Source organism: Streptomyces longispororuber, from assembly GCF_024448165.1.
Lineage (GTDB): Bacteria > Actinomycetota > Actinomycetes > Streptomycetales > Streptomycetaceae > Streptomyces > Streptomyces longispororuber_A.
The window spans coordinates 1-15,175 of the sequence record NZ_JAMOLN010000236.1 but is presented as its reverse complement, the minus strand read 5'-3'; the positions used below and the strand labels follow the sequence as shown (position 1 = coordinate 15,175).

At 68.5% G+C, this 15,175-nt stretch carries 11 protein-coding genes and 1 tRNA gene; 11 read left to right on the top strand and 1 reads right to left on the bottom strand.

Features of this window, described 5'->3' with window-relative positions; translation table 11 throughout:
- The 9 genes from dnaA to M4J07_RS40840 all read left to right on the top strand — a co-directional run.
- Nucleotides 1-1,451, top strand: a 1,451-nt coding sequence (gene dnaA, locus M4J07_RS40880; protein ID WP_255981009.1) for a chromosomal replication initiator protein DnaA, incomplete at its 5' end; no start/stop codon positions are given.
- A 902-nt stretch (nt 1,452-2,353) separates the two neighbouring features.
- Nucleotides 2,354-3,484, top strand: coding sequence for a DNA polymerase III subunit beta (dnaN, locus tag M4J07_RS40875; protein WP_255981007.1), 1,131 nt, complete (start codon nt 2,354-2,356; stop codon nt 3,482-3,484).
- Between the two features lie 166 nt (nt 3,485-3,650).
- A complete protein-coding gene (gnd, locus tag M4J07_RS40870) occupies nt 3,651-4,526 on the top strand; it encodes a phosphogluconate dehydrogenase (NAD(+)-dependent, decarboxylating) (RefSeq protein WP_255981005.1) in 876 nt (291 codons plus the stop codon).
- Nucleotides 4,527-4,598: 72 nt separating this feature from the next.
- The gene (gene recF / locus M4J07_RS40865; protein WP_255981003.1) at nt 4,599-5,723 is read left to right on the top strand and encodes a DNA replication/repair protein RecF; all 1,125 of its coding nucleotides are present in this window, start codon (nt 4,599-4,601) and stop codon (nt 5,721-5,723) included.
- Entirely contained in the window at nt 5,720-6,280 is a 561-nt protein-coding gene (locus M4J07_RS40860; RefSeq protein WP_255981001.1) for a DUF721 domain-containing protein, read from the top strand. The genes recF and M4J07_RS40860 overlap by 4 nt, the downstream gene beginning before the upstream one ends.
- A gap of 275 nt (nt 6,281-6,555) precedes the next feature.
- The gene (gene gyrB / locus M4J07_RS40855) at nt 6,556-8,628 is read left to right on the top strand and encodes a DNA topoisomerase (ATP-hydrolyzing) subunit B (protein WP_308284816.1); all 2,073 of its coding nucleotides are present in this window, start codon (nt 6,556-6,558) and stop codon (nt 8,626-8,628) included.
- A gap of 42 nt (nt 8,629-8,670) precedes the next feature.
- Nucleotides 8,671-11,295, top strand: a complete 2,625-nt coding sequence (gene gyrA / locus M4J07_RS40850; protein WP_255980999.1) for a DNA gyrase subunit A — start codon at nt 8,671-8,673, stop codon at nt 11,293-11,295.
- Between the two features lie 18 nt (nt 11,296-11,313).
- Nucleotides 11,314-12,000, top strand: coding sequence for a DUF3566 domain-containing protein (locus M4J07_RS40845; RefSeq protein WP_255980997.1), 687 nt, complete (start codon nt 11,314-11,316; stop codon nt 11,998-12,000).
- Nucleotides 12,001-12,143: 143 nt separating this feature from the next.
- Nucleotides 12,144-12,217: transfer RNA gene (locus tag M4J07_RS40840), tRNA-Ile, on the top strand.
- Between the two features lie 501 nt (nt 12,218-12,718).
- On the opposite strand, the gene M4J07_RS40835 is transcribed toward M4J07_RS40840, so the two are convergent.
- Nucleotides 12,719-13,057: a DUF6344 domain-containing protein gene (locus M4J07_RS40835; protein ID WP_255980995.1), complete on the bottom strand. Its 339-nt coding sequence runs from the start codon at nt 13,055-13,057 to the stop codon at nt 12,719-12,721.
- A 325-nt stretch (nt 13,058-13,382) separates the two neighbouring features.
- Here M4J07_RS40835 and M4J07_RS40830 point away from each other — a divergent pair, with 325 nt between their 5' ends.
- Nucleotides 13,383-13,511, top strand: a complete 129-nt coding sequence (locus tag M4J07_RS40830) for a DLW-39 family protein (RefSeq protein WP_003999697.1) — start codon at nt 13,383-13,385, stop codon at nt 13,509-13,511.
- Between the two features lie 214 nt (nt 13,512-13,725).
- Nucleotides 13,726-15,175 (top strand): hypothetical protein (locus M4J07_RS40825; RefSeq protein WP_255980993.1); only part of this gene is annotated, 1,450 nt, incomplete at its 3' end.

Sequence of the window (15,175 nt, the reverse complement as noted above, 5' to 3'; positions counted from 1 at the left end):
CGCGGCCGCAGCAGGACGAGTACAGCTGGCAGCAGCCGCGGCTCGGCTTCCCGGAGCGCGACCCGTACGCGACGCCTCCGCAGCAGCCGCAGCACGACTACCGGCAGCAGGAACGGTCGCCCTACGACCAGCAGGGCTACGAGTCCGAGCGCGGCCGCTACGACCAGCAGCCGGAGCGCTCCCCGTACGAGCAGCAGCCCAAGGAGCGGTCGCCCTACGAGGAGCGTGCGGCGTACGAGGAGCGCGGCTCCTACGAGCAGCCGCACGAGCGCCAGCAGCGGCGCGATCCGGGCGAGCACGCGATGGGCGGCCGGCCGGGACAGGACGGCGGTCCGGGTCCCGGCGGACGCGGTGTGCCCACGGGCGCGCCCGGTCCGCTGGCCGCGCAGCCCGCGCCGGCGACCGGTCCCGGCGAGCCGACCGCGCGCCTGAACCCCAAGTACCTCTTCGACACGTTCGTCATCGGTGCGTCGAACCGTTTCGCCCACGCGGCGGCGGTCGCCGTCGCCGAGGCGCCGGCGAAGGCCTACAACCCCCTCTTCATCTATGGGGAGTCGGGCCTCGGCAAGACGCACCTCCTGCACGCCATCGGGCACTACGCCCGCAGCCTCTATCCGGGCACCCGCGTGCGGTACGTGAGCTCCGAGGAGTTCACCAACGAGTTCATCAACTCGATCCGCGACGGCAAGGGCGACTCCTTCCGCAAGCGGTACCGCGAGATGGACATCCTCCTCGTCGACGACATCCAGTTCCTCGCGGACAAGGAGTCGACGCAGGAGGAGTTCTTCCACACCTTCAACACGCTCCACAACGCGAACAAGCAGATCGTGCTCTCCAGCGACCGGCCGCCCAAGCAGCTGGTGACCCTGGAGGACCGGCTGCGCAACCGGTTCGAGTGGGGACTGATCACGGACGTCCAGCCGCCCGAGCTGGAGACCCGTATCGCGATCCTTCGTAAGAAGGCGGTGCAGGAGCAGCTCAACGCTCCGCCGGAGGTGCTGGAGTTCATCGCGTCCCGCATCTCGCGCAACATCCGCGAGCTGGAAGGGGCGTTGATCCGGGTCACGGCGTTCGCGTCGCTCAATCGGCAGCCAGTGGACCTGGGGCTCACCGAGATCGTCCTCAAGGACCTGATCCCCGGTGGCGAGGACGCGGCCCCCGAGATCACGGCGACGGCCATCATGGCGGCCACCGCGGACTACTTCGGTCTGACGGTGGAGGACCTCTGCGGATCGTCGCGCAGCCGCGTGCTGGTGACGGCACGCCAGATCGCGATGTACCTGTGCCGGGAGCTGACGGACCTGTCCCTGCCGAAGATCGGCGCTCAGTTCGGCGGCCGCGACCACACGACCGTGATGCACGCGGACCGCAAGATCCGCGCGCTGATGGCCGAGCGGCGCTCCATCTACAACCAGGTCACCGAGCTCACCAACCGCATCAAGAACGGCTGACAGCAGCCCGGTTGCGGCGCTGTGCACGCCTCCGAAGGGCGCTCCGGAACGATTCCCGGGGCGCCCTTCTTCATGTCGCCGTGCGCTCGGGGAGGCCGCCGCGCGATGTCGGTGTTCGATTTCCGGCCGCGTTACGGGTGTTCTCCACAGATGTGCCGGGTTTTTCCGATCCACACCCTGGGGACCGGGAAGTTGTCCAGACTGCATCCACAGGGGCACCTGGTGACAGAGCATCAGGGCAGGTCAGCGGGCTGTGGATTGGTGGACAGAAGATCTCCACAGGCTGTGGACAGATTTTTCTTCCACAGGGTGTGCATTTCGTTGTCCACCGTCGACCCACAGGATGACAGCCTTTGTGCACAGCGATCCGGAGCTTCTCCACACGGCTGTCCACTGTTCGGCAACGCGACGCGCCCCGTCACCGTGGCGAGTGAAAGGCGTCACACCAAGGGGGTCGGTTGGGCTGTGGGGAACAGGGGTAAAGCTGGGGACGGCGCTGGGGAGAAGTAGCCCGAGCCTGTGCATCGGGTGTGCAGAACTTTCCGCCGTCCACAGAAACCGTGAGTTGTCCACCGCCTCGGCCCACAGCCTCCGTGGACAAAAAACCGGCTCTGACCTGCGAACTAACGGTTATCCACGGTTTCCACAGCCCCTACTACTACTCCCAACTAGAGAGAGCTGGGAATTCGTTTCGAAGTGGGGGCTGTGCACAACTTGCTCTCGGCACCCCGGCCGCGGCTCGGCACGACTTGACCGAGGCGGGCAACGACTGTCAGTGCGGTGCGTCAGACTGGTCCCCGGTGTTCTCCCCATCGGTGGGCCGAGCGACACCACGTCTGACGACGAAGACCGAGACCAATGCAGGGCGAGAGCAGCCAGCAACGCGCAGGAGGCGGCTTACGGTGAAGATCCGGGTGGAACGCGACGTACTCGCGGAGGCGGTGGCCTGGGCGGCACGCAGCCTCCCGGCACGACCGCCTGCGCCGGTCCTCGCCGGCCTTCTCCTGAAGGCCGAGGAGGGCGCACTCAGCCTGTCGAGCTTCGACTACGAGGTCTCGGCACGCGTCTCCGTGGACGCGGAGGTCGACGAGGAAGGCACGGTGCTCGTCTCCGGCCGCCTGCTCGCCGACATCTGCCGCGCCCTCCCCAACCGTCCGGTGGAGATCTCCACAGACGGTGTACGAGCGACCGTGGTCTGCGGCTCCTCGCGATTCACACTCCACACCCTCCCTGTGGAGGAGTACCCGGCGCTGCCGCAGATGCCGACCGCCACGGGCACCGTCCCGGGCGAGGTCTTCGCCTCCGCGGCACAGCAGGTGGCCATCGCCGCCGGCCGTGACGACACGCTGCCCGTCCTCACCGGTGTGCGCATCGAGATCGAGGGCGACACGGTGACGCTGGCGTCCACCGACCGCTACCGCTTCGCCGTGCGCGAGTTCCTGTGGAAGCCGGAGGACCCCGAGGCGTCCGCGGTCGCCCTGGTGCCCGCCAAGACGCTCCTGGACACCGCCAAGGCTCTCACGAGCGGCGACACGGTCACGCTGGCCCTGTCCGGCTCGGGTGCCGGTGAAGGCCTCATCGGCTTCGAGGGCGCGGGTCGCCGCACGACCACCCGCCTCCTGGAGGGCGACCTCCCGAAGTACCGCACGCTGTTCCCGACGGAGTTCAACTCCGTGGCCGTCATCGAGACCGCCCCCTTCGTGGAGGCCGTCAAGCGCGTGGCCCTCGTCGCCGAGCGGAACACCCCGGTGCGGCTCAGCTTCGAGCAGGGCGTCCTCATCCTGGAGGCCGGCTCCAGCGACGACGCACAGGCTGTGGAAAGGGTCGACGCCCAGCTCGACGGCGACGACATCTCCATCGCCTTCAACCCGACGTTCCTGCTGGACGGCCTCAGCGCGATCGACTCCCCGGTCGCCCAGCTGTCCTTCACGACGTCCACCAAGCCCGCGCTGCTCTCCGGCAAGCCGGCCGTGGACGCCGAGGCGGACGAGGCGTACAAGTACCTGATCATGCCGGTGCGGCTGTCGGGCTGAGGTCCCTGAAGGGCAGGCCGCTCGGGCGTTCGCCTGAGCGGCTATGCCCACAGGTGTGCGTGAGCGTCCGGGTTTAGGCTCAGACGCAGGTACGAGAGGCGCGTCACCCCGCGCCTCGTACCGCCCCGCACCACCTCACGCCCCGTCGCAACGTAAGGAACCACTGATGGAGCTCGGTCTCGTCGGCCTCGGCAAGATGGGCGGCAACATGCGCGAGCGCATCCGCCGCGCAGGCCACACCGTCATCGGCTACGACCGCAATCCGGACCTCGCGGATGTCCACAGCCTCGAAGAGCTTGTGGGCAAGCTCAAGGGTCCGCGCGTGGTGTGGGTGATGGTGCCCGCCGGTGCCGCGACCCAGTCCACGGTCGACGAGCTGGCCGAGCTGCTGCAGCCCGGCGACATCGTCGTCGACGGCGGCAACTCGCGCTGGACGGACGACGAGAAGCACGCGAAGGAGCTCGCCGAGAAGGGCATCGGCTTCGTCGACTGCGGTGTCTCCGGCGGCGTCTGGGGCCTGGAGAACGGCTACGCGCTGATGTACGGCGGCTCCGCCGAGGACGTCGCGAAGGTCCAGCCGGTCTTCGACGCGCTGAAGCCCGAGGGCGACTTCGGGTCGGTCCACGCGGGCAAGGTCGGCGCCGGCCACTTCGCGAAGATGGTCCACAACGGCATCGAGTACGCCATGATGCAGGCCTACGCCGAGGGCTGGGAGCTCCTGGAGGCCGTGGACTCGGTGACCGACGTCCGCGAGGTCTTCCGCTCCTGGCAGGAGGGCACGGTCATCCGTTCCTGGCTGCTGGACCTGGCGGTCAACGCCCTCGACGAGGACGAGCACCTCGACAAGCTGCGTGGTTATGCACAGGACTCCGGCGAGGGCCGCTGGACTGTGGAAGCCGCCATCGACAACGCCGTCCCGCTGCCGGCGATCACCGCGTCGCTCTTCGCGCGCTTCGCCTCGCGGCAGGAGGACTCGCCGCAGATGAAGATGATCGCGGCGCTGCGCAACCAGTTCGGCGGCCACGCCGTCGAGAAGAAGTGATCCGCCGCAAAAAGTAATCCACAGCTGTAGACAACCGCTGTTCAGAACGTTGGGGGAGGTCGGCCCACGACCATGCACGTCACGCATCTGTCGCTGGCCGACTTCCGCTCGTACGCCCGGGCCGAGGTCCCTCTCGACCCGGGCGTCACCGCGTTCGTGGGCCCCAACGGGCAGGGCAAGACGAACCTGGTGGAGGCCGTCGGCTACCTCGCCACGCTCGGCAGCCACCGGGTCTCCTCGGACGCGCCCCTGGTCCGCATGGGGGCCGAGCGCGCCGTGATCAGGGCCCAGGTCCGGCAGGGCGAGCGGCAGCAGCTCATCGAGCTCGAACTGAACCCCGGCAAGGCGAACCGCGCGCGCATCAACAGGTCGTCGCAGGTCAGGCCGCGTGACGTGCTGGGCATCGTCAGGACCGTGCTGTTCGCGCCCGAGGACCTGGCCCTGGTGAAGGGCGATCCGGGCGAGCGCCGTCGCTTCCTGGACGAGCTGATCACCGCCCGCTCCCCGCGGATGGCCGGCGTGCGCTCCGACTACGACCGGGTCCTCAAGCAGCGCAACACGCTCCTGAAGTCCGCCGCCCTCGCGCGGCGGCACGGTGGCCGCTCCACGGACCTGTCCACGCTCGACGTGTGGGACCAGCACCTCGCGCGCGCGGGCGCGGAGCTGCTCGCCCAGCGGCTCGACCTGATCGCGACGCTGCAGCCGCTGGCCGACAAGGCGTACGAGCAGCTGGCGCCCGGCGGCGGACCGATCGCCCTGGACTACAAGCCGTCCTCGCCCGAGATCGTCGGGCACGCGCGCGAGGAGCTCTACGAGCAGCTCCTGGCCGCACTCGAAGCCGCCCGCAAGCAGGAGATCGAGCGGGGCGTCACCCTGGTCGGCCCGCACCGGGACGAGCTGCTCCTCAAGCTCGGCCAGCTGCCCGCCAAGGGGTACGCGAGCCACGGCGAGTCCTGGTCGTACGCGCTGGCGCTGCGGCTGGCCTCGTACGACCTGCTGAGGGCCGAGGGGAACGAGCCGGTGCTCGTCCTCGACGACGTCTTCGCCGAGCTCGACGCGCGGCGCAGGGAGCGGCTGGCGGAGCTCGTGGCGCCCGGTGAGCAGGTCCTCGTGACGGCCGCGGTCGACGACGACGTACCGGGCGTGCTGGCCGGTACCCGATACGCGGTGTCCGACGGGACGGTGGAGCGTCTGTGAGCGCCGACGAACCCGGCGGAAAAGCCGGCGAGCCGCGGGAACCGAAGGGCGATCCCGAGCCTTCAGGTGTCGACCTCGCCCGCGTCGCCCTCCGCGCGGCCAAAGAGGCGGCACGCGCGCGTGGTGCCTCGGCACAGCAGAAGAAGCAGGCCCGGCGCGGCGGCGGACTGCGGTCGGGAGCGCGCGCCGACGGGCGGGACCCGATGGGCCTCGGCGCGGCCATCAACCGGCTGATCACCGAGCGCGGCTGGGAGACCCCGGCGGCCGTCGGCGGCGTGATGGGCCGCTGGCCGCAGATCGTCGGTGACGACCTCGCCAAGCACTGCGTGCCGCAGAAGTACGACGAGGACGAGCGCGTCCTGGTCGTGCAGTGCGATTCGACGGCCTGGGCGACGCAGGTGCGGATGCTGGCTCCGCAGCTGGTCAGACGCCTGAACGAGGACCTCGGGCACGGCACCGTGCGGCGCATCGACATCAAGAATCCCGGCAGCGGCGCCCGGCGCTACGGCCCCTTGAGAGCCCCCGGAAGCACAGGTCACGACGACACCTACGGGTGAGCGCGCGCACACGGTAGCGGGGGGTTGACACCCCGAAGCGCTGAGTGCCGCTGTGAGCCTCTTGGAGCCCCGCTCCCCATAGGGGGAGTCGGGCGAGACCGGTTGAGGGCGGCACATGGGGACTCAGGTACCGGCAAACCCCCATCACTGTCAGTGCTACCGGTACACTGGAGAGCAATCCCGCCCCACTTGTGGGACGCACCGAGCAACGCTGACTAGGGCCTACCGAAAAAACACGCCGCAGCCGCTCCGGCCACCAACCGGGAGCTTGGTTTGTGCTGTGCCAGAAAGGGCGCTTCGTGGCCGATTCCGGCAACCCCAACGAGAACATCCCGACCATCGACGCTGACGCGCACGCGAACGTAGGGGCGACAGACGCCTCGTACGACGCGAGCGCGATCACCGTCCTCGAAGGGCTGGACGCGGTCCGCAAGCGACCTGGCATGTACATCGGCTCGACCGGTGAGCGTGGTCTGCACCACATGGTGCAGGAGGTCGTGGACAACTCCGTCGACGAGGCGCTGGCCGGTCACGCGGACACGATCGACGTCACGATCCTTCCCGACGGCGGCGTCCGCGTCATCGACAACGGCCGTGGCATCCCCGTCGGCATCATCCCCTCCGAGGGGAAGCCGGCCGTCGAGGTCGTCCTGACCGTGCTGCACGCGGGCGGCAAGTTCGGCGGCGGCGGCTACGCCGTCTCCGGCGGTCTGCACGGCGTCGGTGTCTCCGTCGTGAACGCCCTGTCCACGAAGGTCTCGGTCGAGATCAAGACCGACGGCCACCGCTGGACGCAGGACTACAAGGCGGGCGTGCCGACCGCACCGCTCGCCCAGCACGAGGCCACCGATGAGACCGGCACCTCGGTCACCTTCTGGGCCGACGGCGACATCTTCGAGACCACCGAGTACTCCTTCGAGACGCTGTCGCGGCGCTTCCAGGAGATGGCCTTCCTCAACAAGGGCCTGACGATCAAGCTGACGGACGAGCGCGAGTCGGCCAAGGCCACCGCCGGTGCCGACAGCGCCGAGGGCGCCGACGACCACGAAGCGCGGACGGTGACGTACCACTACGAAGGCGGCATCGTCGACTTCGTGAAGTACCTCAACTCCCGCAAGGGCGAGGTCGTCCACCCCTCCGTGATCGACATCGAGGCCGAGGACAAGGAGAAGCTCCTTTCCGTCGAGGTCGCGATGCAGTGGAACACGAGTTACAGCGAGGGCGTCTACTCCTTCGCGAACACGATCCACACGCACGAGGGCGGCACCCACGAGGAGGGCTTCCGCGCCGCGCTGACCGGTCTCATCAACCGGTACGCGCGCGACAAGAAGCTGCTGCGCGAGAAGGACGACAACCTCACGGGTGACGACATCCGCGAGGGTCTGACCGCGATCATCTCGGTGAAGCTGGGCGAGCCGCAGTTCGAGGGCCAGACCAAGACCAAGCTGGGCAACACCGAGGCGAAGACCTTCGTCCAGAAGGTCGTGCACGAGCACCTCACGGACTGGCTCGACCGGAACCCGGTCGAGGCGTCGGACATCATCCGCAAGTCCATCCAGGCGGCCACCGCGCGCGTGGCGGCCCGCAAGGCGCGCGACCTGACCCGCCGCAAGGGTCTGCTGGAGTCCGCGTCCCTGCCGGGCAAGCTCTCCGACTGCCAGTCGAACGACCCCACCAAGTGCGAGATCTTCATCGTCGAGGGTGACTCCGCCGGCGGCTCGGCCAAGTCCGGCCGGAACCCGCAGTACCAGGCGATCCTCCCGATCCGAGGCAAGATCCTCAACGTCGAGAAGGCGCGGATCGACAAGATCCTGCAGAACCAGGAGATCCAGGCACTGATCTCCGCGTTCGGCACCGGAGTCCACGAGGACTTCGACATCGAGAAGCTCCGCTATCACAAGATCATCCTGATGGCGGACGCCGACGTCGACGGCCAGCACATCAACACCCTGCTGCTGACCTTCCTGTTCCGCTTCATGCGGCCGCTGGTCGAGGCCGGGCACGTGTTCCTGTCGCGTCCGCCGCTCTACAAGATCAAGTGGGGTCGCGAGGACTTCGAGTACGCGTACTCGGACCGCGAGCGCGACGCCCTGATCGAGCTGGGCAAGCAGGCCGGCAAGCGCATCAAGGACGACTCCGTCCAGCGCTTCAAGGGTCTCGGTGAGATGAACGCCGAGGAGCTGCGCATCACGACCATGGACCAGGAGCACCGCGTCCTCGGCCAGGTCACCCTCGACGACGCCGCCCAGGCCGACGACCTGTTCTCGGTCCTCATGGGTGAGGACGTCGAGGCGCGCCGATCGTTCATCCAGCGCAACGCCAAGGACGTCCGCTTCCTCGACATCTGAGTCGGTCTCAGCTGACCGCCGCAGAAAGGATCTTCACCAGCAATGGCCGACGAGAACACCCCCAGTACTCCTGGCACCCCTGAAGAGGGCGGCGACATCGCCATGCGCATCGAGCCCGTCGGGCTCGAGACGGAGATGCAGCGCTCCTACCTCGACTACGCGATGTCCGTCATCGTGTCCCGCGCCCTGCCGGACGTGCGCGACGGACTCAAGCCCGTCCACCGCCGCGTCCTGTACGCGATGTACGACGGCGGCTACCGGCCCGAGAAGGGCTTCTACAAGTGCGCCCGCGTCGTCGGCGACGTCATGGGCAACTACCACCCGCACGGCGACTCCTCGATCTACGACGCCCTGGTCCGCCTGGCCCAGCCGTGGTCGATGCGGATGCCGCTGGTGGACTCCAACGGAAACTTCGGCTCTCCGGGCAACGACCCCGCCGCCGCCATGCGCTACACCGAGTGCAAGATGGCGCCGCTGTCCATGGAGATGGTCCGGGACATCGACGAGGAGACCGTCGACTTCACGGACAACTACGACGGCCGCTCCCAGGAGCCGACCGTCCTGCCGGCCCGCTTCCCGAACCTGCTGATCAACGGCTCGGCCGGCATCGCGGTCGGCATGGCCACCAACATCCCGCCGCACAACCTGCGCGAGGTCGCGGCCGGCGCCCAGTGGTACCTGGAGAACCCGGAGGCCTCGCACGAGGAGCTCCTGGACGCGCTCATCGAGCGCATCAAGGGCCCCGACTTCCCGACCGGCGCCCTCGTGGTGGGCCGCAAGGGCATCGAAGAGGCGTACCGCACCGGTCGTGGCTCCATCACGATGCGCGCGGTCGTCGAGGTCGAGGAGATCCAGAACCGCCAGTGCCTGGTGGTCACCGAACTCCCGTACCAGGTCAACCCGGACAACCTGGCGCAGAAGATCGCCGACCTGGTCAAGGACGGCAAGGTCGGCGGCATCGCCGACGTCCGTGACGAGACCTCGTCGCGCACCGGCCAGCGCCTCGTCATCGTGCTGAAGCGCGACGCCGTTGCCAAGGTCGTCCTGAACAACCTCTACAAGCACACCGACCTGCAGACGAACTTCGGCGCCAACATGCTGGCGCTCGTCGACGGCGTGCCGCGCACCCTTTCGCTGGACGCCTTCATCCGCCACTGGGTGGGCCACCAGGTCGAGGTCATCGTCCGCCGTACGCGGTTCCGGCTGCGCAAGGCCGAGGAGCGCGCCCACATCCTGCGCGGCCTCCTGAAGGCCCTGGACGCCATCGACGAGGTCATCGCGCTCATCCGGCGCAGTGACACCGTGGAGGTCGCGCGAGAGGGCCTCATGGGCCTCCTGCAGATCGACGAGATCCAGGCCAACGCGATCCTCGAGATGCAGCTGCGCCGACTGGCCGCCCTGGAGCGCCAGAAGATCGTCGCCGAGCACGACGAACTGCAGCTGAAGATCGACGAGTACAACGCGATCCTGGCCTCCCCGGAGCGCCAGCGCCAGATCATCAGCGAGGAACTCGCGGCGATCGTCGACAAGTTCGGCGAGGACCGCCGCTCCAAGCTGGTGCCCTTCGACGGTGACATGTCCATCGAGGACCTGATCGCCGAAGAGGACATCGTCGTCACCATCACGCGCGGTGGCTACGTCAAGCGCACCAAGACGGTCGACTACCGCTCGCAGAAGCGCGGCGGCAAGGGCGTCCGCGGCGCGAAGCTCAAGGAAGACGACATCGTCGACCACTTCTTCGTGTCCACGACGCACCACTGGCTGCTGTTCTTCACGAACAAGGGCCGCGTCTACCGCGCGAAGGCGTACGAGCTCCCGGATGCCGGCCGTGACGCCCGTGGGCAGCACGTCGCCAACCTGCTGGCCTTCCAGCCGGACGAGGCGATCGCCGAGATCCTCGCGATCCGCGACTACGACGCGGCGCCCTACCTGGTCCTCGCCACCAAGGCGGGCCTCGTGAAGAAGACGTCCCTGAAGGACTACGACTCGCCGCGTTCCGGTGGCGTCATCGCCATCAACCTCCGCGAAGCGGCGGACGGTTCCGACGACGAGCTGATCGGCGCCGAGCTGGTCTCCTCCGAGGACGATCTGCTCCTCATCAGCAAGAAGGCGCAGTCGATCCGGTTCACCGCGACGGACGACGCACTGCGCCCGATGGGACGTGCCACGTCGGGCGTCAAGGGAATGAGTTTCCGCGAGGGCGACGAGCTGCTCTCGATGAATGTCGTCCGGCCGGGTACTTTCGTGTTCACCGCCACCGACGGTGGGTACGCAAAGCGGACCAACGTCGACGAGTACCGCGTCCAGGGTCGCGGTGGCCTCGGTATCAAGGCCGCCAAGATCGTGGAGGACCGCGGATCGCTCGTCGGTGCCCTGGTGGTCGAGGAGACCGACGAGATCCTCGCCATCACGCTGTCCGGCGGTGTGATTCGTACGCGAGTCAACGAGGTCAGGGAGACGGGCCGTGACACCATGGGCGTCCAACTGATCAACCTGGGCAAGCGCGATGCCGTCGTCGGCATCGCTCGTAACGCCGAGGCCGGTCGTGAGGCCGAGGAAGTCGACGGAGACGCCGCGGAGGACGCGGACGGCGCCGTGACCGACGAATCGGCCCAGGACGAGAATGCCGTCGGAACGGACGAGGGCGGGCAGTCCTCGGCCGAGTAGCGCGAGGAGTGAGTCATCGTGAGCGGAGCCACGGGCGCAGGCCCTACCGGGGCATCCCCCGGTACGGAAACCGAGGGCGGCCGTGGCTCCGCTCATGACTCGAAGGACTCGCACGAGTCTCATGGATCCCAGGGGGGAACTGTGACGGACACCCGAGGTCCGCAGACCCAGCAGTACGCAGCCAGTGGCGGACCCCTGCCGGGTGAGAGGCAGGAGCCGCAGCAGGCGGCCCAGCCGTACCACCCGCCGCAGGCCTACCAGAACGCCCCGGCAGGAGCGGCAGCTCCGGCAGGAGCGGTCCGCAGGCCGCGCACCGGGGCACGCACCACCCCGCGCACCCGCAAGGCGCGGCTGCGCGTGGCCAAGGCCGATCCGTGGTCGGTGATGAAGGTCAGTTTCCTGCTCTCCATCGCGCTCGGCATCTGCACGATCATCGCGGCCGCCGTGCTGTGGATGGTCATGGACGCCATGGGCGTCTTCTCCACGGTCGGCGGCACGATCTCCGAGGCCACGGGCTCGAACGAGTCCAATGGCTTCGACCTCCAGTCGTTCCTGTCGCTGCCGCGCGTCCTGATGTTCACGACCGTCATCGCGGTCATCGACGTCGTCCTGGCGACGGCGCTCGCGACGCTCGGCGCGTTCATCTACAACCTCTCCGCCGGCTTCGTCGGCGGCATCGAGCTCACGCTCGCCGAGGACGAGTAGACGCTTCTCCGCTGCCTACGGGCCGTCGGAGAGCAGCTGGAGAGCCGCTGGTGGGCGGGCCAGGACTATCGATTTTGGGACTGGCCCCCTGGTGCGCTAATCTTCAGAGGTCAGCGCGCGGGACACACACCGCAGAGCGCGGCGGGGCTATAGCTCAGTTGGTTAGAGCGCATCCCTGATAAGGATGAGGCCACAGGTTCAAATCCTGTTAGCCCCACAGAAGCAGTACATGAGAGGGCGTCTCCTACGGGAGGCGTCCTCTTTTAGTCGTGCGCTGCGGTCCGTCCCGGACACCGGTCACTGGGCACCGGACACGCCGAAAGGGCCCTCTCAGCCGAAGTGAGCGGCTGGGGCCTCGTGTCCTGCGTGTTGGTGCGTCTTGGTGCGTCTACGGGTTCGTGCTGGGCGTTTCGCGGCTGATCTCAGGGGCGGCTTATCTGCTGCCGCCGTCTGTCTGCCGTGCCGCGTACGTACGTAGGACGACGTCCTGCGGCTCTTGGGTTGTGCGTCCCGCGGTCCTGCGGTGGTCCTGTGCTCTTTCGAGTCTCTTCAGTACTTCTCGTTCACTGCGCGTACTTCATTTGCTGCGCCTACTGCGCCTACTGCGGTGCTTCGGCGACTTGGGCGACTTCGGTGTTGCCGTGTGGTGATGCCTTGCTGTGTTGCCGTTCCTACAAGGTGGAGCATTCAGCCCTACTCGTCGCGTGGGCGGTGCGGGCTACGGCTGTGCCGCGAGTGCCTCGCTCGCCAGGCCCGCGTCACTGTCGTCCTGCTCGGTGTCGGCCGGCGGGCGGTGGCGGCAGCTGGGGGAGGAACCGTGCGCCTCGGCGCGGATGCGCTGCTTCATCGTGGGTGGCAGGGACCTTTTGAAGGCCCAGTAGAGCGGAGCGGAGGCAGTCGCGGGGGCGCTGACCGCGGTGGCGTTGCGGGCGGCCTCCTCCGTCTGCTGCGCGGGAGCGGCCGCGGCGGCCGGGGAGACGAGTCCGAGCGCCGAGAAGAGCGCGATGAAGGCAGAGATGACGACGGTCCACAGCGTCATGACCCGGTTCTTGGTCATGGCCCCTCACTTTCAGGTTGGGCGATTTGCGTACTTTCCTCATGATGTGTATGCGGAGCCTGAAGTGTGGGACCGGAGCCCGTGGCGCGTCGATCTTCAGATGAACACCACTCGGATGGGTGCAAGAAGCCCTGAATGCCGATGAATGCGGTGAATTTCACAGTCTGGGAGTGACTGGAAGGCGATGTTCGGAGTTGCAGGGTCCGGTTCGACTGCTGTACGCCTGGCGGGAGTTGGGGTCCATCCAGGTCACCGATCGATATCGGTCGGTGTGTATAGTCGGGCGCCAGAGGTCCCCTACGTCAACGAAAGACGAGGTCGCGCGGTGAAGAAGCTTCTCCTGGTCGCACTGGCCGCCATCGGCGGGCTCCTCGTGTACCGCCAGATCCAGGCGGATCGCGCCGAGCAGGATCTGTGGACGGAGGCGACTGACTCCGTGCCCACGGGTTCGTGAGTATCGACAACAGTCACTTCACAGACCCCGGTCGCAGCAGCGGCCGGGGTTTTGTGTTGCCGGGATGTCCCGGGATGCGTAGATCTTCGGTCTTGTGTACGGCGCCGGGCGGGCGCGTTCACGTATGCGACGCCCTTCCTTGCGCGCGCAAATGAGTGGCGGGATTCCGGCGCACGGCGGGCAGGACGCGGGCCGGAGCGGCAGGATGCGGTCCATGGGGAGGCTCATGAGGCGGCTGGTGGAGGTGCGGGGCGGCCGAGGTCTGGCGGCGGCCGTCGCCGGGGTGGGGCTGTGCGCGGCGTCGGCGCTGCCCGCGACCGCGGCGGGGGACGCCGATCCGTACGTCTTCGCCGACGGCGCCCGCAGCGTGGCCGGTGCGCGGAGCAGCACGGCCGCGCAGAAGCTCAGAACGGGCGAGACCTACCGGAGTTCGCTGGGGACCGGATCGCGCGGAACGGCCTACTTCAGCGTCGAACTGGACGGCGCCGCCAACGCGTATGCCTCCGTCGTCGCCGTCCCCCCGCTGGGATCCGATGTGAAGGCGACGTACTCGGACGGCATCTCCGTGACGCTGACGGACCGCAACGGGACCCGCTGCGACGCGGAACACGCCACATTCCGTTCCGGGGCGTACCCGCGGCCGATCGCGGCCGCCGCCGAGCGGCTCGTGCGGCCCGGCGGGCTGCGGTGTCAGACGGCGGGGACGTACTACGTGGTCGTGGAGCGGAAGGCGGACGCCGACTCCACGCGGGAGACCTGGGGGCTGGAGCTGAAGGTCGCCACCGAACCGGGCCTCGTGTCCCCGGCGCCCACGCAGGGGCCGGAGGTCTGGCCGTCCGCGTCGGTGCGGCCGCCGACCGGGTCGGGGGCGCAGCGCAGTGGGGGCACCGGCTTCAACGATGCCCGGGCGTTGACGTCCGGGGTGTGGAAGGACCGGATCGGGCCCGGGCAGAGCCACTTCTACCGGGTTCCGCTGCGGTGGGGGCAGCAGCTCTTCCTCGACGCGGAGTTGGGCAGCGAGGCGGGCGACTCGGCGCGCAGGGGGACCGTGGCAGGCGCCCTCGACATGGAGCTGTACAACCCGGCGCGGGCCTCGGTGGCGGCCAAGGAGGCCTCCTACGCGGGGGATCCGACGTCGGCGGCCTTCGATCCGCTGCCGCCCGTGGCGTACGAGAACCGCCATCTGATGCGGGACGACGAGGCGGCGATCCGGTTCGCCGGCTGGTACTACGTCAAGGTCACCCTCAATCCGGCGATGGCGGAGAAGTTCGGCGACAGGGCGTCGGGTGTGACGCTGCGGGTGACTGTGGACGGTGATGCGGAACAGGCGCCGGACTACGTGCGTGACGCGGGGGAGTTCCAGGTGACCGAGGGGGATCTGGCGGACGCCGAGCGTGGGGAGGGCGGAGCGGTCTGGAGCGAGGACTCGAAGGGGAGCGGCTCGGGGGCAGGCGGGACCGACGAGGGTTCCCGTTCCGGTTCTGGCCCGGGCTCTGGTTCCGGCCGTGAGGGTTCCGGTGGATCCGGTGGGGTTTCCTCGGGTGCGGCGGGGGATTCGGCCGGGGCCGGCTCCGGTTCTGCTTCCTCTTCTACGTCGCCGGGGAGCGCGGCGATGACGGTGCTGGGGATCGCGGGGATCGGCACGGGCACCGCACTGCTGCTGT

Excerpts from the sequence above, each read along its gene's own strand:
- gnd (WP_255981005.1), top strand. The coding sequence starts at position 3,651 with ATGGAGCTCGGTCTCGTCGGCCTCGGCAAGATGGGCGGCAACATGCGC.
- recF (WP_255981003.1), top strand. The coding sequence starts at position 4,599 with ATGCACGTCACGCATCTGTCGCTGGCCGACTTCCGCTCGTACGCCCGG.
- gyrA (WP_255980999.1), top strand. The coding sequence starts at position 8,671 with ATGGCCGACGAGAACACCCCCAGTACTCCTGGCACCCCTGAAGAGGGC.
- M4J07_RS40835 (WP_255980995.1), bottom strand. The coding sequence starts at position 13,057 with ATGACCAAGAACCGGGTCATGACGCTGTGGACCGTCGTCATCTCTGCC.